This window comes from Alkalibacterium pelagium (assembly GCF_900109325.1).
Taxonomy (GTDB): Bacteria; Bacillota; Bacilli; order Lactobacillales; family Carnobacteriaceae_A; genus Alkalibacterium; species Alkalibacterium pelagium.
Genome location: NZ_FNZU01000003.1, coordinates 23284 through 44790, shown reverse-complemented (window position 1 = coordinate 44790; position 21507 = coordinate 23284). Strand labels below are relative to the sequence as shown.

Sequence of the window (21507 nt, the reverse complement as noted above, 5' to 3'; positions counted from 1 at the left end):
CAAATTAGGAGTGGGATTATGCTGAACGAACCGAAGTATTTAATCATAAAAAAAGATATTCAAATGAAAATAGAGAAAAATGACTTTACTTTGGGTGCAAAAATCCCCTCTGAAGCTGAATTGAGGGCTCAGTATGATGTCAGCAGACATACAATACGACAAGCCATTTCAGAATTAGTCAATCAAGGTTATTTGATCAAGCAGCAAGGATCCGGGACATTTGTCAGTGACTACTACAAGAATCAAGAAAATGGTAATGGGAAGAAGACGATCGGTGTAATTACCACCTATCTTTCCGATTACATTTTTCCATCTATTATTCGTGGAATTGAAGAAGAATTGTCTAAACATGATTATTCTCTAATGTTGTCCAGTACTCGAAACAACGTAGAAAATGAACGACGCTCGTTAGAAAGCATGATGGATCAAAATGTCGATGGATTAATAGTTGAACCAACGAAAAGTAACTTAATGAATCCTAACTTAAACTATTACTTGAGTTTAACTGAAAAGCCAACACCATTAATTATGCTTAACGCATCTTATGAAGAGCTCGATCTACCAGTTGTCGCATTAAACGATGAAAAAGCAGGAAAAATTGCTACAGAGCATTTAATTGAATTAGGTCATACAAATATAGGGATTATCACTAAATCCGATGACCTGCAAGGAAAGAATCGTCTAAAAGGATATTTAAAAGCATTGTATGATGCGAAACTGACATTTTCTAACGAATTTATTATGCGATATGACACTGAAGCGAAATCTGATCTTCCATCTTTAATCCGCATAATGCTGGAAAATGATCACTTGCCAACGGCTTTTGTCTGCTACAATGATGAGATTGCAGTAATGCTTATTAAAGAAATGAACGAAATTGGAAAAACCTGTCCGGGAGATATCTCTGTTGTGAGTCATGACGACAGTTTTTACAGTACTACTTTACCCTCAGTAAAGTTGACTTCAGTTGAGCACCCCAAAGAAGAATTGGGCAGAAGAGCAGCCCAGCGTATTGTGAAAGCGGTTGAAAAAGGAGAAAGAATCGATTCCTTTATATTTGATCCTCGACTAATTGTGAGAGAATCGACTAAAGATATTTCCTATGAAGATGAGTATTAGAGCAGTTCCACGATTATTCTGATGTCTGATTATGACTATACAGGTACGTACCTATTAAGTGGTTAGAATTGTATTAATGATAGGAGTGAACGCTTTGCTGGAAGATATAAAAAAAGCAGTATATGAAGCAAATATGTCACTTCCTGAACATGGACTCGTTGTATTTACATGGGGAAATGTGAGTGGAATTGATCGTGAGAGTAATTTAATTGTAATTAAACCTAGTGGTGTAGAGTACTCTGATCTATCACCTGAAAAAATGGTTGTTGTAGATTTCGAAGGAAATGTTGTTGAAGGAAACTTAAAACCATCAAGTGATACGGCAACTCACATCGAATTGTATAAAGCTTTTAATGATATCAAGGGTGTTGTTCATACACATTCACCATGGGCAGTGAGCTATGCTCAGGCTGGTATGGATATTCCAGCAGCTGGTACGACGCACGCTGACTACTTTTACGGAGATATTCCAGTCACTCGTGCCATGACAGCGGATGAAATCAGTAACGAATACGAAAAACAGACTGGAAAAGTAATTATTGAAACATTTAATGAACGCACTATTGATCCAAATCATATCCCTGGTGTTCTGGTAAATGACCATGGACCATTTACTTGGGGAACATCTCCTTCTAATGCTGTTTATAACTCAGTAGTATTGGAAAAAGTTGCAGAGATGACGTACCACGGATTAATGCTAAATGATCGATCTTCTAGAATGGATCAGGAATTATTAGACAAACATTATTTAAGAAAGCATGGAAAAGATGCTTATTATGGACAATAAATAATTGTAGGATAAAGGACGTGTCAGAATGATTAAAACGAGTCAAAGAGAATTCTGGTTTGTAGTAGGTAGCCAGCATTTATATGGACCAGAAGCCCTGAATGAAGTGAAAGCGCACGCTGAGGAGATTGTCGAGACGCTGAACAAAGAAGCGGATTTGTCATATCCTTTAGTTTTCAAGGCACTTGTGACCACTGCTGATGAAATTAAAGATGTCATCAAAGAGGTCAACTACAAAGATGAAGTTGCAGGTGTCATCACTTGGATGCATACTTTCTCACCCGCAAAAATGTGGATACCTGGAACCAAGATACTTCAGAAACCGTTACTGCATTTATCTACGCAATATAACAGTGAAGTGCCTTGGAGCACTATCGATATGGACTTCATGAACCTGAACCAGAGTGCACACGGAGACCGGGAATATGGCTTTATCAATGCCCGTTTGAACATCAAGAATAAAGTAGTGGTCGGACACTATCGGGATTCTGAGGTCCACTCAGAAATAAATAACTGGATGCTTTCGGCTGTAGGTTATGCGGAATCCCAGCACATAAAAGTTGCCCGTTTCGGAGATAATATGCGCAACGTAGCGGTCACCGAAGGGGACAAAGTGGAGGCTGCGATTCAATTCGGATGGACAGTGGACTATTACGGCATCGGGGACCTTGTGGCTGAAATGGATCAAGTCTCTGATGATGAAATCCAGTCCGTTTATGACGAGTGTCAGTCATTATATGACATGGATCCGGGAGAAAATGACGCTGATTTTTATGAGAAACAAGTGAAAGAACAGATCAGAATCGAAATCGGCTTGAAACGGTTCCTGAAAAAAGGTGGCTATACAGCCTTTACAACGAATTTTGAAGACTTGCATGGCATGAACCAGTTGCCGGGTATGGCTGTTCAGCGTCTGAATGCGCAAGGATACGGTTTCGCAGGAGAAGGGGACTGGAAAACAGCGGCGCTTGACCGCCTGGTCAAAGTCATGACGAATAATGTGTCTACTGGATTCATGGAGGATTACACCTACAACTTTGTAAAAGGGGAAGAGTATATTGTTCAATCCCATATGCTGGAGGTGGATCCGACTTTCGCCGAAACAAAACCTAAAGTGGTAGTTAATCCTCTCGGAATAGGGGATAAGGAAGATCCGGCACGTCTAGTCTTCGATGGAAAAGCAGGAGAAGGCTTCACAATCTCCATGCTGGACTTAGGGACGCATTATCGTCTGATGGTCAACTCATTTGAAGCGGTGACGCCGCAGGAAGATGCGCCTCATCTGCCTGTCGCCCGAGTGATATGGAAGCCAAATCCTGACTTCAAGACCAGCATCAGACAATGGATCGAAAACGGTGGTGGTCACCATACAGTCGCTACGTTGGCACTGGATAAAGAAGTGATTTTGGATTGGGCCAACATGGTTGATCTGGAAACTGTTTTAATCGATTAAAGTAAATAGGAGAGGCTCACGCTTGAGTGTCTCCTATTTGGTTAATACATTTGAAAAAAGGATGATAATATGGAACAGAACGTTGTTTTGCCTAAGCAAAAAGTGTTGGGTATTGAATTTGGCTCTACTCGTATAAAAGCAGTTTTGATAAATGAAAACTTTAACCAAATTTCGAGTGGATCTTTTGAATGGGAAAATAAACTTATTGATGGTTACTGGACATACTCACTAGATGATGTGTGGAGTGGATTACAGATAGCTTACAAAGAGCTTTCTAATAAATATGAAGTTGCATTTGGAGAACCCCTATCTAAAATTGATTCAATTGGTTTTTCTGGTATGATGCATGGCTATCTTCCTTTTGATAAGGATGAAAATTTACTAACTCCATTTCGTACATGGAGAAATACTACTACAGAAGAAGCAGCTCAACAATTGACTAATTTATTTTCTTTTAATATCCCCCAAAGATGGAGTATTGCTCATCTGCACCAGGCTATATTAAATAAGGAAGAGCACGTTAAGGATATTACATTCCTTACAACTTTGGCTGGATATGTTCATTGGAAATTGACAGGGAAGAAAGTAATAGGAGTTGGAGAAGCAGCTGGAATGTTTCCGATAGATAGTCAAATCGTAAATTATAATCAGTCATTGGTAAAGCTCTATGAAAATAAAACAGCTGATGTAGATAAAGAATGGAGTTTATTAGGTATTCTTCCAGAAGTGTTAAGTGCTGGAGAAGCAGCTGGTCAACTTACTATCGACGGGGCAAAACTCATTGATCCTAGCGGAAGATTAAAAAGTGGTTCTGTATTATGTCCTCCAGAAGGTGACGCCGGTACCGGAATGGTGGCGACTAATGCGGTAGCTGAACGAACTGGGAATGTATCTGCTGGAACCTCAGTATTTTCTATGATTGTTCTTGAAGAAGCCTTGTCAGATTATTATACAGAAATAGATATGGTTACAACACCAACTGGTAAACCGGCAGCTATGGTACATTGTAACAATTTCACTACAGATATCAATGCATGGGCTAGACTTTTTAAAGAGCTGATCAGCTCTTTAGGACTGAATGTCTCTGATGAAAAGTTATTTACAACCCTATTTAATGCAGCTTTAAATGCTGATGAAGATAACGGTCAACTAATGAGCTGTAATTATTATTCTGGAGAACCAATCACTGGCTTTGAAGAGGGTAGACCAATGTTTCTTCAGATGCCTGACAGTACTCTGTCACTCGCAAACTTTATGCGTACGCATATTTATTCAGCCTTAGCGACACTAAAAATGGGCATGGATATTTTAACTCAAAAAGAAAATGTGACAGTTGATCAGTTACTGGGTCACGGAGGCTTCTTTAAAACAGAAAAAGTCGGTCAACAGATGATGTCTAATGCTTTAACTGTACCAGTGTCAGTTATGGAAAGTGCTGGTGAAGGTGGACCATGGGGAATGGCTTTGCTTGCATCCTATTTAATTGACAAAAATGACAATCAATCATTGGAAAACTATTTAGAAAAGAAAGTATTTAGTCAGCTGGATATCATTACTTTAGATCCAGAAAAAAAAGGTATAGAGTCATTTAACCGGTTTATGGATCGATATATTAACATGCTTGAAATTGAAAAAACAGCTATTAATTATCTTAAGTAAATAAGGAGGATACATGATGCAAAACGATCCAACTCAAGGGGATAGCAACAGTGCAGTAAACCATCCAGCACATCAAGAAGCCGCAAATAAAGAGAATAAATATTCTGATGCAGCTGAACAAGAATCCAGTGACAAACAGGAAGAAATTGTCGAAGATGAAAGTACTCCAGAAGACTACGAAAAATTTGACGTGGATAAAGTAGACGAACTAAAGAAAACTAAGAAAGACAAGGAATAGTCCATTATATAATAGGTGCAGTCAGAAATGTGAATTCTTCTGACTGCGTCTGTTTTTTTGGTTGTACAATAAATGACGTTGGTGAGATTAACTCACTAACGTCATTTTTTTAGATATTAGAAAACAAGTGAGTTCTCCTGTAGAATAATAGTCGACGAAAACATCACCTAAGGAGGAACTCACTTGCCTACTTCAAATGATATGCAAAAAGTGCTCGATATTCAAGATAAAAATCTCATATTTAAAGATGATTGTGTCACCTACGGTGTTTTGAAAGGGCGAAAAGTTAAATATATCGATTGTACTCTAAGCTATACACCAGCCGAATGCGAGAAGTGTCATGCTCCGAACAATGATTACAGTATCTATAAAAATGGGACACAGTCCTCTCGTGTGACTTTTCCAATGAGCGGTATTCGACCAACGTATTTACGTATAAGAAAGCAGCGGTTCATGTGTAAAGCCTTTGGGTCAAGTTTCACTGCAAAAACCCCGATTGTTAAAGAGCATTGTTTTATATCCACCTTCATTAAGGCTAAGATTTTGACTAAATCCTCAGAAGCCTGTTCTGTTAAAGATATAGCTAAAGAGGCGAACGTGTCTGAAGCCACAGTCCAAAGGACTATAAACCAGGAAAGTAAGCAGTACAGACCTCATTATCATACATTGCCGTCACATTTGTCTTTTGACGAATTTAAATACGCCAGTGGGCGAATGGCATTCGAATACATTGATGTCCAAAACGGCCACATTCTTGATATTCTGCCTACTAAACACAGTCGCTCAGTCAGTAATCACTTTATATCTCATTACAGCTTGGAGCAAAGAGAGAAAGTAAAGACCATTACTGTAGATATGAATGCAAGCTATGTCAGCTTTATTCCTCGGCTTTTTCCTAAGGCAGAGATTATCATCGACCGGTTCCATATCGTTCAGCTCGTCAATCGGTCCATGAACAAAACACGAGTAAAGATCATGAATCAGTTTAATACGTCAAATGGAGAAGATCAGAAGAAATATCGTAGATTGAAGCACTTCTGGAAAAAAATACTCAAGAAAGAAACGGATCTCTCTTACACTAAGTATCAGCGCTACAAGCTATTCGGACAGCGCCTGGAGTCGGCAATTGTCTCTGAAATGTTGGCCTATGATAGTGAACTAAAAGCTACATATGATGTCTATCAGCAGATTATTCAAGCAGTAGGAATGAACGATTATAATCAATTGAGTTGTATATTGGACCGATCTGACGTTTCAAATTTATCCTCGTATATGAAGACCAGCTTGAGAACACTACGTAAGCATCTTCCGTTTATTAAAAATACGTTTAAATACCCCTACAACAACGGAAAAATCGAAGGAATCAATAACAAGATTAAGGTTCTTAATCGTGTGGCCTACGGCTACAGGAACTTCGCCAACTACAAGAATAGAATCATCATTCACTTTTCTTTAAAAGCATCTCAACGTGAGCATGCACAAAAAGAAGTGTATAGTATGGTGGCCTAGGCCACCATACTATACACCCTATATAAACTCTCTTAGTTTACTTATTATTCTTTACCAACGTCATTTGACGTAGAACCGTTTTTTTATACTTTCCATTCGATAATATAGTAGTTTTTCAGAATATAGCCAGTAAAATACGGTACGAATCGTTGATGAAGGAATCTTATAAATTATTTCGTGTTGGTTAAGTGATTGTGTGTGTTGGATATATATTAATAGTATGCTATGTACATAATTAAAAAAAGATGGTCCGTACCTATAAGTTATCATTCTCTTTGGAGCACACTAATAGAAATATATAGAAGAAACATAATGATAGATTTGATGACTATATTTGATAAAATAACTATAAAGATTGATACAAAAGGATATTTATCTGAAGATTATAATAGCTAAAAAAAAAGTAGAGATTATTAAAGAATAACTTGACCGTACAAATAAGAGGTGATACAATAAACCTATCAAAAATACTTAAATGTAAGCGATGTCAATCTGTTTTGGAGGGCAGATGTTCGTACCAATTGTTAAAATATAAATAATGGAGGAATTAGCATGAAAAAGTATATTCTAAGTTCACTTCTGTTATCCGGATTAATATTGACAGCTTGTAATAACAATAACAATGCTGCGACCACAGATGAGAATGGTGACGAAATCGTTCAATTAACAGGCATATTTTTAGCACACCCCTTAACTAAAGATATTAATGATATGCAATGGTTGGAAGATGCTGAGCAAGCAGCTGGAGTAGATGTCAATTGGGAAACTGTTACAGCGGATTGGGATCAGCAAATTGGACCAATGTTATCTGCGGGAGACATACCTGATATAATCGTGGGACCTAATGCAGTAACTGATGCGCAACATCAGCAGTTTAAAGGTATGTTTGTAGACTTTAATCAGTATTTAGATCAAATGCCAAATGTAAGCGCATTATTAGGGGAAAAACCTGTAGCGAGAGATATGGCAACTACACTTGATGGAGAAATATTTGGTTTATCAAAATATCAAAGATTCTGGCCTGAATCTGCTACTAAACAATATATTAACCAGACTTGGCTTGATAATTTAGGACTAGAAGTTCCAACTACTTGGGATGAATTACATGAGGTGTTGACTGCCTTCAGAGATAATGATGCTAACGGGAGTGGTGATGCTAATGATGAAATACCATTTGATTATGCTCCTGTAGGAACTGGAGGGTTTGGCTTCTTCCATCCTACTGTACTGCTCGCCAGCACTGGTTTAACTCCAGTAAATGGGGGAGGGCAAGGATATTTCCTTGAAGATGGAGAAGTTAAAAATTTCTTCGTTGATGAACGCTACAGAGAATTTATGGTATTTATGAATTCTCTATATGCAGATCAACTTCTTAATCCTGAAGTATTTACACAAGAATATGTTGCTTTTCAATCATTGGGACGTGGAGATGGAGAGTATGCAACTGTCGGTTATACTTATGGATGGGAAGCAGAAGATAGATTTGGTACAGAGTTAGCTGATCAATATGTTTCTATGCCACCTTTAAGAGTTTCTGATGATTACGATGCAGATCCTTCTTGGTCTTTTGATCATTATGTACTGAATTACAATACGAATATGGTTCAGGTATCTGCAAATACCGAGAACATAGATGCTGCATTAAGATTCACTGATCAGCTCTATGACGAAGTAACCAGCATGCAGATACTATTTGGAGACTTAGGTACTAATATAGAAGATCATGGTGACGGCTCTTATTCAGTTCTCCCGCCTGAAGAAGAAACAATGGATCCGGGAACATGGAAATGGACGTCCACATGGGCTGATAACGGTCCTATGTATATTAGAGATGATTTAGATTTAGAACTTGGTGTGGATATGCAGGCAACTTTGGAACAGTTGGAGCCGTTAGAAGATACTATTGATAATATTGATAGAGATAATGATGTACTTCCTGTTTCATTCTTGAAATACACAACAGATGACAGCAATATTCTATCAGTAAATAATGCTGAGATCATGAATACTGCAATGACATATTTTGGTCAGTGGGTCACTGAAGGTGGAGTTGAAGCACAATGGGATAGTTATGTTGAGATGATGGAAAACTCCGGACTTCCTGAAAATATTGAAATCATGCAGGAAGCTTACGAACAGTTAGGTGAATAACAGGAAAATAAAGAAGCTACCCTAAGTAGCTTCTTTATACACTTTATTATAATCCTAAATACTTCATGAATTGAGGTGAACAAGTTGAATTTGGCAAAAAACGAAACGAAATCTGCTAAGAAAACTAAAAACAAAACTACAGACTCTAAAACGCAAAATGGATTCTTAAAAGAAATCAGAAAAAATTATCAGTTGTGGTTAATGATTTTACCGGGATTTCTAGTAATATTGATTTTTAACTATATTCCGATGTATGGATTACAATTAGCCTTTAGACGATTTGTTCCTACAGAAGGAATTACCGGTGGAGAATTTGTAGGAATGCAGTACTTTAATCAGTTTTTTGACAGCAGAATGTTCAGTACACTGATGATCAATACAATTAGAATCAGTGCAACTACTATGGTAGTTGGGTTTATTGCACCTGTATTATTGGCTCTTCTAATCAATCAGATTAAACATAAAAGAGCTAAATCTATTATGCAGACTACAGTCTACCTTCCACATTTTATTTCTATAGTAGTAATGGTCGGTATGCTTACTGTGTTTCTGTCACCCCAGTCCGGAATCCTAAATCATTTTGCTGATATGCTAGGATTTCCAAGGAGAGACTTTTTAGGAAGTACACGATTTTTTGTTCCTACCTATGTAATTTCTGAAATATGGCAAAGAGCTGGATGGAATAGCATCATATATCTGGCAGCACTATCTAACGTTGATCCCCAGCTCTATGAGTCAGCTAGAATGGACGGAGCTAATAGGTGGCAGTTAGTCAGACACGTTGAAATACCATCGCTAGTTCCAACAATGATCATATTATTCATACTTAATATGGGGGGGATATTAAATGCAGGTTTTGAGAAAATATTCCTTATGCAAAATCCTTTAAATTTGCCTGTTGCAGAAGTTATATCAACTTATGTTTACAAGATCGGTATTATTCAGAACCAATTCAGTTATGCTACAGCTATTGGATTATTCAATACACTGATAAATTTTGGATTCTTACTGCTGGCAAACTATATATCTAAAAAAGTAGCTAAAACAAGTCTGTTTTAAAAGGGTGAGATGATGACTGCTATAAAAAAATACTTTTCTAAAACATCTACTGCAGATATACTTTTTGATTTTCTGGTAGCTGTTTTGAGCCTAATGGTTTTTATTATTATAGCTTATCCGATCTATTTCGTAATAATTGCTTCAGTAAGTGATTCTCGGCTAGTTACTAGAGGATTAGTGACTTTATTCCCTAGAGGATTCAGCTTATATGGTTACGAGCAAATATTTCAAGATACAAGAATCTGGATCGGGTACATGAATACAATGATATACACAATAGGTGGAACATTTATTAACTTGCTGGTGACACTTCCTGCAGCTTATGCACTCTCCAGAAAAGATATGAGAGGAAGAAATTTCTTAACTTTCTTTTTTGCCTTCACAATGTTCTTTAACGGAGGGATTATACCTACCTATTTACTCTTCAGAGATTTGGGTCTGATTGATTCCAGATGGGTATTCGTTATACCTACAGCTTTAAATGTATTTAACTTGATTATTGCACGGACATTTTTTGAACATTCAATACCAAATAGTTTATATGAAGCCGCCGAACTTGATGGATGTACACATTTTCAGTTCTTTTTGAAGGTTGCACTGCCTCTTTCTAAAGCTTTGATATCTGTTATTGGTTTATACTATCTGGTTCAGCATTGGAATAATTTCTTCACTGGTCTGATTTTCATTAGGGATTACAGCAAACAACCCCTTCAGATTGTTTTAAGGGACATTTTAATATCTAATCAGGCATTCCAGGGAGGAGCAGGTGCAGGTGGAGGAGATATAGGGGGATATGCTCAACAGTATGCTGAACAAATAAAATATGCTGTGATCATAGTTTCAACCTTGCCTATTCTTGCTGTTTATCCATTCCTGCAGAAGTACTTTGAAAAAGGTGTAATGATCGGATCGATAAAAGGTTAAAATAGAGGGGTTAACATGGATAATTTTTTAAAAAAGTATAATGCTCTTGGAGAAATAGGTCTGGATCTGTTTCTGTTAAATATATACTGGGTAATATTTGCTCTCAAAGGTGGGATTATATTGGGAATATTCCCATCTACTATTGCACTTTACTCATGTGTTAGGCAGAAAATGAAGTATGGATATTATGAAGAAACGTCATGGATATTATTTAAGAAAGTCTATAAAAAAGAGTTTTTCAAAGCAAATAAACTGTCAATTCTAGCTTTTATTTGGATATTTATATACGTTGACTCAAGGCTTCTTGATGTTTATCACTTTGGTTTAATTAGTGACATCTTGTCAGTAGTGTTAATGATATTTACAGTCATTCTCCTGCTCTTTACTATCTATATCTTTCCAGTATACGTTCATTTTAAAGGGAACTTGAAAGAATACGTTTTAAAGTGTCTGGTACTGATTATTGGTAAACCATTACAATCCATTCTTTTACTGCTAAGTCTTATTTTTCTATTTGGCTTATATTATACATTTCCTGGGTTTATTCCGGTATTTGGGTTATCCATATATACTTACATTACCTTTAGAATACTAATTAAAACTGTGTTGTTTTTTTAGAAATTTATATTTTCATCAAGTGCATATATCTGTAGATTTTTACTATGAAAATATGAATATAATATATCTCAACAAAAGATTTTTTAAATGATGATAAATTAAGGACGTGTCAGAATGATAAAAACGAGTGAAAAGGAATTCTGGTTTGTAGTGGGGAGCCAGCATTTATATGGACCAGAAGCCCTGAATGAAGTGAAAGCGCACGCTGAGGAGATTGTCGAGACGCTGAACAAAGAAGCTGAACTGTCATATCCTCTAGTCTTCAAAGCGCTTGTCACTACTGCTGATGAAATCAAGGATGTCATCAAGGAGGTCAACTATAAAGATCAAGTCGCAGGTGTCATCACTTGGATGCATACTTTCTCACCCGCAAAAATGTGGATCCCCGGGACGAAGCTGCTTCAGAAACCGTTACTGCATTTATCTACGCAGTATAACAATGAAGTGCCGTGGAGCACTATTGATATGGACTTCATGAACCTGAACCAGAGTGCACACGGAGACCGGGAATATGGCTTTATCAATGCCCGTTTGAACATCAAGAATAAAGTAGTGGTCGGACACTATCAGGATCCCGAGGTCCACTCAGAGATAAATAACTGGATGCTTTCGGCTGTAGGTTATGCGGAATCCCAGCACATCAAAGTTGCCCGTTTCGGAGATAATATGCGTAACGTAGCGGTCACCGAAGGGGACAAAGTGGAAGCGGCGATTCAATTCGGATGGACAGTGGATTATTACGGCATTGGTGACCTTGTGGCTGAAATGGATCAAGTCTCTGATGATGAAATCCAGTCCGTTTATAACGAGTGTCAGTCATTATATGACATGGATCCGGGAGAAAATGACGCTGATTTTTATGAGAAACAAGTGAAAGAACAGATCAGAATCGAAATCGGCTTGAAACGGTTCCTGAAAAAAGGTGGCTATACCGCCTTTACAACGAATTTTGAAGACTTGCATGGCATGAACCAGTTGCCGGGTATGGCTGTTCAGCGTCTGAATGCGGAAGGATACGGTTTCGCAGGAGAAGGGGACTGGAAAACAGCGGCGCTTGACCGCCTGGTCAAAGTCATGACGAATAATGTGTCTACTGGATTCATGGAAGATTACACTTACAACTTCGTAAAAGGGGAAGAGTATATTGTGCAGTCCCATATGCTGGAGGTGGATCCAACTTTCGCCGAAACCAAACCGAGAGTGATAGTCAATCCCTTGGGGATCGGGGATAAGGAAGATCCGGCACGTCTGGTCTTCGATGGAAAAGCAGGAGAAGGCTTCACAATCTCCATGCTGGACTTAGGGACGCATTATCGTCTGATGGTCAACTCATTTGAAGCGGTGATGCCGCAGGAAGATGCGCCTCATCTGCCTGTCGCCCGAGTGATATGGAAACCGAATCCTGACTTCAAGACCAGCATCAGACAATGGATCGAAAACGGTGGTGGTCACCATACAGTCGCTACGTTGGCATTGGATAAAGAAGTGATTTTGGATTGGGCCAACATGGTTGATCTGGAAACTGTTTTAATCGATTAAAGTAAATAGGAGAGGCTCGAAAAGGGTGTCTCTTATTTATTTTTATTGCCTATTCAAAGTCGTTTTGATACTCGTTAAATAATAAAGGACCTTTAAAAAATGATTTCTATAAAAAAGATATAGAAAGAAGGAGAAACAATGCAGAATGATCCAACACACGGTAATTCCAGTCCACATCATGCCAGCCGTCCAACACATATCGAGCCAGAACAGGATGAGAAAGAAGCCACAAGTAATAAGAGCGAGACAGATGAGCTAAATAGAAACGAGAGCAACAAGGAGAAGGAATCACGACCAGAAGATTTTGAAAAGTTTAATGTGGACAAAGTAGATGATTTGAAAAAGAGTATTAATTCAGATCAGAAAAAGGACTAACAACATGCATATATGGAGGCAATCATAAATGAAGTCAGAAATAGTCATTACGGATCAGTTTTGGACTAAATACACCAAACTGATAAGAAAAGAAATGATACCATACCAATGGGATGTGCTACATGATAGAGCAGGTATTTCAATTGATAAAGAGAGAGATGATCATGGTATTCCCTCTGAAAAAAGTAATGCAATTGAGAATCTCAAAATAGCTGCAGGACAAAAAAAAGGGAATCACTATGGCTGGTTATTTCAGGATTCCGATGTGTATAAATGGCTGGAATCAGCAGCCAATAGTTATGCATTAAATCCAGATGACAATTTATTAGACATGATGAATGAGGTGGCTCAACTAATTGAAGAGGCTCAGGACGAAGATGGGTACCTCAGCACCTATTACCAAATTGAAAGACCCGATTTGAGATTTAAACGACTGTTTGAAAGCCATGAACTTTATTGTGCAGGTCATTTGATTGAAGCCTCTGTAGCTCATTTTAAAGCTACTGGCAGCAAAAAATTAATTAATGTTTCAGAAAAATTTGTTAACTGTATTTCTGAACACTTTGGACCGGAAGAAGGAAAAATAAACGGAGCAGATGGACACCAGGAAATTGAACTAGCATTAGTGAAACTTTATGAAGTAACTGGTAAGAAAGAATATGTTGATTTGAGCTCATGGTTTTTAAAAATCAGAGGACAGGATCCTGATTTCTATACAAAACAGTTAATTGATAATAAGAAAAAAGGTTTAAGTACAGGGCCCATTCCACATATTAACACGAAGTATCACCAGGCTCATCAACCTGTACTTGATCAGGAAGAAGCTGTCGGTCATGCTGTCAGGTTAGTCTATATGGCAGCTGCAATGGCAGAGGTCGCTTCGATTCATAATGATGAAAAAATGTTTGCTGCTGCCAGAAAAATCTGGGACAACATTGTTAAAAAACGTCTGTATATTACTGGTGGCATTGGTTCGACAGTCCATGGAGAAGCTTTTACTTTTGATTATGATTTACCAAATGACACCATGTATTGTGAAACATGTGCATCAATTGGTTTATTGTTTTTTGCTAAAGCAATGATGAAAAATGAAATTGATGTTGAGTACGCAGAAATTATGGAAAGGACTCTTTACAATAACATAATCAGTGGGATGGCATTAGATGGAAAACATTTCTTTTATGTTAATCCACTTGAAGTTGATCCTAAAGCAAGCAAAAATGATCCTGGAAAAAGCCATGTCAAACCCACTCGGCCATCATGGTTCGGCTGTGCCTGCTGTCCGCCTAATGTTGCACGTACATTGACTTCTTTAAACCATTATATCTCTGACGTAGTAGACGAAAATCTTTACATTCATATGTATCAAGATTTTATAGGATCGTTTGATATGAATAATCAAACGGTGTCTGTCAGTATGACTACTGATCTGCCATATAATGGTTATACAAAAGTTAAGGTCTCCGATGTTTCCAAACGATTCAGATTAATGCTTCGTCTTCCAGCCTGGATTAAAAATTATGAACTTAATAATACTGACATTGTATATCAGGAAGAAGAGGGATACCTTTCAATAGATATAGACTCGGACCAGACAATTGAGATTAACTTTGAATTACCTGTCCTCGAATGGAGATCTCACCCATCTGTTAAAAATAATCTTGATAAAGTTGCAGTTCAAAGGGGACCTTTTGTTTATTGCCTTGAAGAGGAGGACAATGGAAGTGAACTACACCTTCTGAGTTTAGTAGATATGGCAAGCCCAGAAGAAAAAACTGATTCAATTCTGGGAGACTTTGTTGTTCTAAAAGGAAAAGCGGAAAGACGATTGAAAGATGCCTCATGGAAAAACTTTCTGTATCAATCTGAATTAAAACTTGATTCTAAAAAACAAGAAGTGATCTTTATTCCTTACCATTTGTGGGCAAATCGCTCCAAAGGAGAAATGATAGTTTGGATTAATAAAAAATAATATTCAAGATCATTTAAGAGAGTACGTGACCGTATGTTTAAAAAAGAAAATAATAAATTATACTGGTTTTATGATAAGGAAAAACTGTTGATTGAACCATGGGGTAAAAATTCTTTTAGAATACGCGCTGGATACACTGAGTTTTCAAATGAAGAAAGTGCGTTACTAAATATATTAGAAGAAGACACTGATATCCAAATTAATAAAGAGGAGGCATTTATTGTTAATGGAAAAATTAATGTGACTGTCAATTTATCTGGTCATATTACTATAAGGAATCATAAAGGAGAGATCTTACTTAAAGAATCTGAGTATACTTATCAGCTGAAATACGGAGGCCGTCAGATAATTCCGAATGTAGGGTCATCGGATTATACGATTAGTATGAGACTAGAAACTCAACCGAATGAGAAGATTTTTGGAATGGGGCAATACCAGCATGATTTCTTTAACTTGAAGGGTTGTATGGTAGAGCTGACTCATCGAAACAGCCAAATAAGTATCCCTTTTTTTCTATCTAATCTTGGCTATGGCATGTTATGGAATAATCCTTCAATTGGTAAGGCTAGTTTCAATCTTAACGTGACAGAATTTACTGCTGAGTGTTCCAATCAAATCGACTACTGGATAACAGCAGGAGATACTCCAGCTCAGATTGAAGAAAGTTATGCAGAAGTAACCGGAAAAGTCCCGATGATGCCTGAATATGCAATGGGACTTTGGCAAAGCAAATTAAGATATCAAAATCAGGAGGAGCTACTAGGAATCGCAAGGAAATATAAAGATGAACAGGTTCCTTTATCAGTGATCGTAATCGACTTTTTTCATTGGCCTAATCAAGGAGACTGGTGCTTTGATGAAACTTACTGGCCGGACCCCTTAGCTATGATTACAGAATTAGAGAATATGGGAATTGAAACGATGATCTCGGTTTGGCCTACAGTTGAGTCTACTAGTTTAAACTATCATGAGATGGTTGAAAAAGGATTTCTTGTGAAAACAGATAGAGGGGTTCGAACCCAATTTCAGTTTCTGGGACAAACAGAAATATTTGATGCTACAAATGCTGATGCTAGGAAATATTTATGGGAAAAGATAAAAGCTAATTACTATGATTATGGTATAAAGACGTTTTGGCTAGATGAAGCTGAACCTGAGTTCAGCGTATATGATCATGATATTTATCGTTTTGAATCGGGTCCTAGCAAGAAGACCGGAAACATGTATCCTCTTTGCTATAGTAAAACCTTTTATGACGGAATGAGGAAGGAAGGGCAAACTAATATCATCAATTTAGTTAGGGCTGCTTGGGCTGGAAGTCAGAGATATGGTGCTCTAGTCTGGTCCGGTGATATTCCATCCACATTTCAATCATTAAACCATCAGGTTAAGGCCGGGCTTAGTATGGGAATAGCAGGAATTCCCTGGTGGACGACCGATATTGGTGGTTTTCATGGAGGAAATATACATGATTCTGAGTTTAAGGAATTAATGATTAGGTGGTTCCAGTATGCAACGTTTTGTCCTGTACTGAGAATGCACGGAGATAGACTACCATCTAAACCTCCGATAGGTGAGTCAGGTGGTGGACTATGTCACAGTGGAGCAGAAAATGAAATATGGAGTTATGGTGAGGAAGCATACAATATTTTCAAATATTATATTAGTTTAAGAGAGAGTCTTAAACTATATATAAAAGAAATAATGCTAAAAGCTCATAACAAGGGAACTCCTCCAATGAGACCACTCTTTTATGAATTTCCAGACGATCCTGACGCTTGGGAGGTTGATAACCAGTTTATGTTTGGAAGTTCTCTGCTTATTGCACCAGTATTAGAGTATAAAGCTAGGAAAAGAAATATATATCTTCCGAAAGGCACAAAATGGGAGGATTTTTGGACAAAGCAGCAGTATATTGGAGGACAGTCGATCGAGATAGATGCTCCAATAGATAAGCTACCTATAATGATAAATCTTAATAGCGAACTGACACTTAATCACTTAAGGAGTAATGATAGATGAAGTATTTCAGAAGTTTAGCTCAAACACCACCTAAAGGATGGAATAGCTGGGATTGTTACGGTGCTTCCGTCACTGAAGAAGAAGTAAAGCAAAATGCAATTTATATGAAAGATAATTTAAATGATGCAGGTTATGAGTATGTTGTTGTAGATATTCAATGGTATGAACCAACTGCAAACTCGAGCATGTATCATGCATATGCAGATTTGGAAATGGATGAATTCTCGAGATTGATTCCAGCAGCGAATCGCTTTCCCTCGGCAGCTAATGGAGCAGGGTTTAAACCTTTGGGAGATTTTATTCATTCGTTAGGGTTGAAATTTGGTATTCATTACATGAGAGGTATACCGAGACAGGCTGTCCATAACAACACATCAATTTTAGGATCAGATCATACAGCAAGAGATATAGCAAAACCGAACTCTATATGTCCATGGAATACTGATATGTATGGTGTTGATACGAGTAAACCTGGAGCAAAAGACTATTATAGATCTCTTATTGATTTATTCGGATCCTGGGGAGTTGATTTTCTTAAAGTAGATGATATTGCAGATTCAAAACTGTATGGAGGCCATTTGGACGAAATAACTATGCTGCGTGAAGCAATAGACGAATCGAGATATGACATTGTATTGAGCTTATCCCCTGGTCCAGCTTCACTTGAACATGGCGCTTTTTTACAAAAGAATGCAAATATGTGGCGTCTAACGGATGATTACTGGGATAATTGGCATCAGTTATATGATATGTTTGATAGGTGTCAAAAGTGGGCTCCCTTTGTGCGGAAAGGGAATTGGCCTGATTGCGATATGCTTCCTATGGGACATATTGGCATTCGTTCTGTTGATGGAGGCGGTAGTAATAGAACCAGTCGATTTACCTTGGCAGAGCAAAGGACAATGATGACACTATGGTCGCTGTTCAAGTCACCTCTATTTTTTGGTGGAGAAATGACTGATATGGATTCAGCTACTCTAAATTTACTGAAAAATAAAACACTAATAGAAATGCACCGTAATGGGGAGAATCCTGAACAAGTCATGAGGCAAAACGATATAGTTATCTGGAAATCGAAAGCGAAAGATAAAACGTGGATTGCAGTTTTTAACCTTAATGACTCTGACAAAAAGGTCCAATACTCTTTAAATAAACTTAATGAGACAACATATAAAAAGGCTAAGGATATATTTAACAAAGAATATTTGGAAGCAGAAGATATTCACTTTGCTATACAGAAACATGATGTAAAGCTCATTGAGTTGTCAAATTAATGAACAATAGTAAAAGGAGCATTTTATGCAGAAGTTTAACAACCCAATTATTGAAGGTTTTGCTCCAGACCCATCCGTTTGTGCGGTGGGAGAAGATTTTTATCTAGTCACTTCCACATTCGCCTATTTTCCGGGTGTACCGATTTATCAAAGTAAAGACCTGGTCAACTGGAAACAGATCGGTAATGTCCTGGATAGAAAAGAGCAGCTGAACCTGCTTGGTGCAGCTCATTCACAAGGAATTTTTGCACCGTCCATCAGATACTACGACGGCACATTTTATATGATTACAACTAACGTGACTAACGGCGGAAACTTCCTGGTTAAGACTGATGACCCAGCAGGAGACTGGTCCGATCCATACTTTATAGACAACGCACCCGGAATTGATCCAAGCCTGTTCTTCGATGAGGACGGCAGATGCTACTATGTCGGCACGAGAGAAAACCCTCGCGGCGCAACTTATAACGGGGACTGGGAAGTCTGGCTTCAGGAGCTGGATCTCGAAACCATGTCTCTAGTGGGCGTAAGCACTAAACTTTGGAAAGGTGCACTGAGAGATGCAATCTGGCCTGAAGGTCCGCATATCTATAAAAAGGATGGACTGTACTACCTGATGATTGCCGAAGGAGGCACGGGATTCAACCATGCGATCACGATTGCACGCAGTGAATCTATCGATGGCCCATATATCGGCAATAAGAATAACCCGATTCTGACCCATCGCCACTTAGGGAATCAGTATCCTATTCATAATGTCGGTCACGGCGATCTGGTCGAAGCGTCAAATGGAGAGTGGTTCATTACTCTACTGGCGAGCAGACAGTTCAACGGCTATGACAACTTAGGACGTGAAACCTTCCTGGCAAGAGTTCAATGGGAAGACGGCTGGCCAGTCATCAACCCTGGAGAAGGACGTCTTATGGACACGCAGGAGCACGGACTGCCACTAGTCCCGGTTGAAACTCAGGAAGCCTTTGATCTGACCAAGGAAGATTCCGCTTTTGTTCATTTGAGAAATCCTAACTGGGATAATTACGACAGAGAGAGCAGAAAAGGATGGTTAAGACTTTATCCGTCAACTGTGACGATTCAGGAAATAGATACACCAACCTATATCGGCCTGCGTCAGTCAACTATGGACTACACTTTAAGTGTAGAAATGGATGAAGCACTGAAAGAAGGAGAAGAAGCGGGACTAGTCGTTCTGCAGAATGACCAGTATTCGATTCGTCTGACAGTCAGCTATCTGGATGGCGTTAAAACAGTCAGATTCTTAACTTTAATCGATGGAGAAGAAACAGTTGTCGGGTCCAAGGACATAACTGACAGCACTCTTCAGCTGTCGCTTACAGGAGAAGGTCAGACAGTCAGCGCATCAACTGTGATCAATGGTGAAACACTTGTCATCGCAGAAAATGTAGACATCCACTATTTGAGCACAAAGGTAGCAGGCGGATTCGTCGGTTGTACAATGGGAATTTACGCTGTGACTGATAGAGAAGACCGCGGACACGCTGACTTTACTTCATTGACTCTCGTCAAGCACTGATTCATTACGTAATATAGTGATCTAAACTAAACGATTGAACAAGTCAACAGCAGCAAAAGAGACACACTCGTTAACCTAGTCGGTGGGTGCTGACAGGGGGTGTGTCTTTTTGACTTTTCTAAATGGCAATAATTTTAAAAGGAAAACACTCATCATGATGAGTGTTACAACTTAAGTCATAAGGACAGCTGGGAGATGAACGGAAAATTAACTAGTGGTAGATAAGAACAATAAGCGGTATTATAATTTAAATTATTGCCCACTCACCGGAAAATGCTCAAAGAGTGGGTAATAAATTTGAAATTAATGCCCACTCGCAGAATATACGCTAATGAGTGGGCAAAGGTTTAGGTATTATGGACCACTCGCCGAAAACATTCAACTGAGTGGTAAGTAAATGAAGGATTATAACCCGCTCAAAGAGTTTAAGTCAACGAGTGGGCAAAAGAGGGAGTCTATAATGAAAAGCTAACTTAGGATATCCCATATTTTGGAAATCAAATCACCTACATCATACGCAGTCTAGTCTTTAATCTTAAGCTGAAGCATCTCCAGGAAACCGAGAGCCTGAGATTCGTTTACTATGGCACCTTTAATGTCGTCTATAGATACCGCAATGGCGTCAAACTCTGATGAACTCAAATCGATGGTATTCAATGAGGTATGGCTGAACTTTGCCCGATTCAAGTCACAGGATTCGAACCGGGTTTGCTTTAAAGAACACTCAAGGAAGTCCATTTCATTTAACTTGCATTGGTCAAATAATACAGATTTGACTTTTGAGAAGCCTATACTTGATAGATGCATGATACAATCAGTAAACGAGACATCTTCAAGGAAGCTGTCAGTGAAAAGCATGCCGTTTAGTCTACATTGATTGAATGATACTTGTTTAAGGCTTGTTTCAGTCAGTTCGGCATTGATGCATTCACATTTGATAAATTCTACATCTTTGAAGTAAGCATTATTTATGGTCAGCTGATCGAACTGGACATTTCTGAACCGCACACCTTTGAATTCGATTAGTCGTGTATCGGACAAAGTGATGACGCAATCAGCAATTTCTGCCTGTTCAATATAGGGATCTTCCGGATCAAAGATTTCCGAAAAGTTAATGATGGGCAGATTATCAGGAAGTGATGGACGTTTAATTTTTACTGACATGAGCAATTCTCCTTAATAAATATAGGGATGTAGTGAAGCGATTGCAGATTCTTCACTCGATTATACCACTTGATTGCTTTATTATGTCCAAT

17 protein-coding genes are annotated in these 21507 nt (G+C 38.3%); 16 read left to right on the top strand and 1 reads right to left on the bottom strand.

The window, feature by feature from the left end; translation table 11 throughout:
- Positions 1-18 precede the first annotated feature (18 nt).
- The 16 genes from BMX79_RS03340 (at position 19) to BMX79_RS03265 (ending at position 20251) form a co-directional block, all read left to right on the top strand.
- Positions 19-1119: a GntR family transcriptional regulator gene (locus BMX79_RS03340; protein ID WP_174760387.1), complete on the top strand. Its 1101-nt coding sequence runs from the start codon at positions 19-21 to the stop codon at positions 1117-1119.
- Between the two features lie 94 nt (positions 1120-1213).
- Entirely contained in the window at positions 1214-1906 is a 693-nt protein-coding gene (locus BMX79_RS03335; protein WP_091479103.1) for an L-ribulose-5-phosphate 4-epimerase, read from the top strand.
- Positions 1907-1934: 28 nt separating this feature from the next.
- Positions 1935-3359 carry an L-arabinose isomerase gene (araA, locus tag BMX79_RS03330; protein ID WP_091479102.1) on the top strand — a complete coding sequence of 475 codons (1425 nt, stop codon included), beginning with the start codon at positions 1935-1937 and terminating at the stop codon, positions 3357-3359.
- 69 nt (positions 3360-3428) lie between these two features.
- Positions 3429-5018 carry a xylulokinase gene (locus tag BMX79_RS03325; protein WP_091479098.1) on the top strand — a complete coding sequence of 530 codons (1590 nt, stop codon included), beginning with the start codon at positions 3429-3431 and terminating at the stop codon, positions 5016-5018.
- A 16-nt stretch (positions 5019-5034) separates the two neighbouring features.
- Positions 5035-5256: a hypothetical protein gene (locus BMX79_RS03320; RefSeq protein WP_091479097.1), complete on the top strand. Its 222-nt coding sequence runs from the start codon at positions 5035-5037 to the stop codon at positions 5254-5256.
- Between the two features lie 183 nt (positions 5257-5439).
- On the top strand, positions 5440-6765 hold the full coding sequence (locus BMX79_RS03315) for an ISL3 family transposase (RefSeq protein ID WP_091479096.1): 1326 nt from the start codon (positions 5440-5442) through the stop codon (positions 6763-6765).
- 552 nt (positions 6766-7317) lie between these two features.
- Positions 7318-8916 carry a type 2 periplasmic-binding domain-containing protein gene (locus BMX79_RS03310; RefSeq protein WP_091479095.1) on the top strand — a complete coding sequence of 533 codons (1599 nt, stop codon included), beginning with the start codon at positions 7318-7320 and terminating at the stop codon, positions 8914-8916.
- 90 nt (positions 8917-9006) lie between these two features.
- Positions 9007-9975, top strand: coding sequence for an ABC transporter permease (locus BMX79_RS03305; protein ID WP_246117709.1), 969 nt, complete (start codon positions 9007-9009; stop codon positions 9973-9975).
- 12 nt (positions 9976-9987) lie between these two features.
- Entirely contained in the window at positions 9988-10899 is a 912-nt protein-coding gene (locus tag BMX79_RS03300; RefSeq protein ID WP_091479093.1) for a carbohydrate ABC transporter permease, read from the top strand.
- Between the two features lie 15 nt (positions 10900-10914).
- Positions 10915-11517 carry a YesL family protein gene (locus BMX79_RS12785; protein WP_091479092.1) on the top strand — a complete coding sequence of 201 codons (603 nt, stop codon included), beginning with the start codon at positions 10915-10917 and terminating at the stop codon, positions 11515-11517.
- A gap of 114 nt (positions 11518-11631) precedes the next feature.
- The gene (gene araA / locus BMX79_RS03290; protein WP_091479090.1) at positions 11632-13056 is read left to right on the top strand and encodes an L-arabinose isomerase; all 1425 of its coding nucleotides are present in this window, start codon (positions 11632-11634) and stop codon (positions 13054-13056) included.
- A gap of 138 nt (positions 13057-13194) precedes the next feature.
- On the top strand, positions 13195-13431 hold the full coding sequence (locus BMX79_RS03285; protein WP_091479089.1) for a hypothetical protein: 237 nt from the start codon (positions 13195-13197) through the stop codon (positions 13429-13431).
- A gap of 28 nt (positions 13432-13459) precedes the next feature.
- Complete coding sequence (locus BMX79_RS03280) at positions 13460-15403, top strand: glycoside hydrolase family 127 protein (RefSeq protein WP_091479088.1); 1944 nt, start codon at positions 13460-13462, stop codon at positions 15401-15403.
- A gap of 33 nt (positions 15404-15436) precedes the next feature.
- The gene (locus tag BMX79_RS03275) at positions 15437-17425 is read left to right on the top strand and encodes a glycoside hydrolase family 31 protein (protein ID WP_091479087.1); all 1989 of its coding nucleotides are present in this window, start codon (positions 15437-15439) and stop codon (positions 17423-17425) included.
- Positions 17422-18699: a glycoside hydrolase family 27 protein gene (locus tag BMX79_RS03270; RefSeq protein ID WP_091479086.1), complete on the top strand. Its 1278-nt coding sequence runs from the start codon at positions 17422-17424 to the stop codon at positions 18697-18699. Before BMX79_RS03275 ends, BMX79_RS03270 begins: the two co-directional genes overlap by 4 nt.
- Positions 18700-18724: 25 nt before the next feature.
- Positions 18725-20251 carry a glycoside hydrolase family 43 protein gene (locus BMX79_RS03265; protein ID WP_091479084.1) on the top strand — a complete coding sequence of 509 codons (1527 nt, stop codon included), beginning with the start codon at positions 18725-18727 and terminating at the stop codon, positions 20249-20251.
- Between the two features lie 522 nt (positions 20252-20773).
- Here the strand turns inward: BMX79_RS03265 and BMX79_RS03260 are convergent.
- Entirely contained in the window at positions 20774-21415 is a 642-nt protein-coding gene (locus BMX79_RS03260) for a pentapeptide repeat-containing protein (protein WP_091479083.1), read from the bottom strand.
- Positions 21416-21507: the final 92 nt, after the last annotated feature.

What these genes read in the sequence shown, in the direction of transcription:
- BMX79_RS03320 (WP_091479097.1), top strand. Translation starts at nt 5,035, where the DNA reads ATGCAAAACGATCCAACTCAAGGGGATAGCAACAGTGCAGTAAACCAT.
- BMX79_RS03310 (WP_091479095.1), top strand. Translation starts at nt 7,318, where the DNA reads ATGAAAAAGTATATTCTAAGTTCACTTCTGTTATCCGGATTAATATTG.
- BMX79_RS03340 (WP_174760387.1), top strand. Translation starts at nt 19, where the DNA reads ATGCTGAACGAACCGAAGTATTTAATCATAAAAAAAGATATTCAAATG.
- BMX79_RS12785 (WP_091479092.1), top strand. Translation starts at nt 10,915, where the DNA reads ATGGATAATTTTTTAAAAAAGTATAATGCTCTTGGAGAAATAGGTCTG.
- BMX79_RS03300 (WP_091479093.1), top strand. Translation starts at nt 9,988, where the DNA reads ATGACTGCTATAAAAAAATACTTTTCTAAAACATCTACTGCAGATATA.
- BMX79_RS03285 (WP_091479089.1), top strand. Translation starts at nt 13,195, where the DNA reads ATGCAGAATGATCCAACACACGGTAATTCCAGTCCACATCATGCCAGC.
- BMX79_RS03280 (WP_091479088.1), top strand. Translation starts at nt 13,460, where the DNA reads ATGAAGTCAGAAATAGTCATTACGGATCAGTTTTGGACTAAATACACC.
- BMX79_RS03265 (WP_091479084.1), top strand. Translation starts at nt 18,725, where the DNA reads ATGCAGAAGTTTAACAACCCAATTATTGAAGGTTTTGCTCCAGACCCA.
- BMX79_RS03260 (WP_091479083.1), bottom strand. Translation starts at nt 21,415, where the DNA reads ATGTCAGTAAAAATTAAACGTCCATCACTTCCTGATAATCTGCCCATC.
- BMX79_RS03325 (WP_091479098.1), top strand. Translation starts at nt 3,429, where the DNA reads ATGGAACAGAACGTTGTTTTGCCTAAGCAAAAAGTGTTGGGTATTGAA.
- araA (WP_091479090.1), top strand. Translation starts at nt 11,632, where the DNA reads ATGATAAAAACGAGTGAAAAGGAATTCTGGTTTGTAGTGGGGAGCCAG.
- BMX79_RS03275 (WP_091479087.1), top strand. Translation starts at nt 15,437, where the DNA reads ATGTTTAAAAAAGAAAATAATAAATTATACTGGTTTTATGATAAGGAA.
- BMX79_RS03270 (WP_091479086.1), top strand. Translation starts at nt 17,422, where the DNA reads ATGAAGTATTTCAGAAGTTTAGCTCAAACACCACCTAAAGGATGGAAT.
- araA (WP_091479102.1), top strand. Translation starts at nt 1,935, where the DNA reads ATGATTAAAACGAGTCAAAGAGAATTCTGGTTTGTAGTAGGTAGCCAG.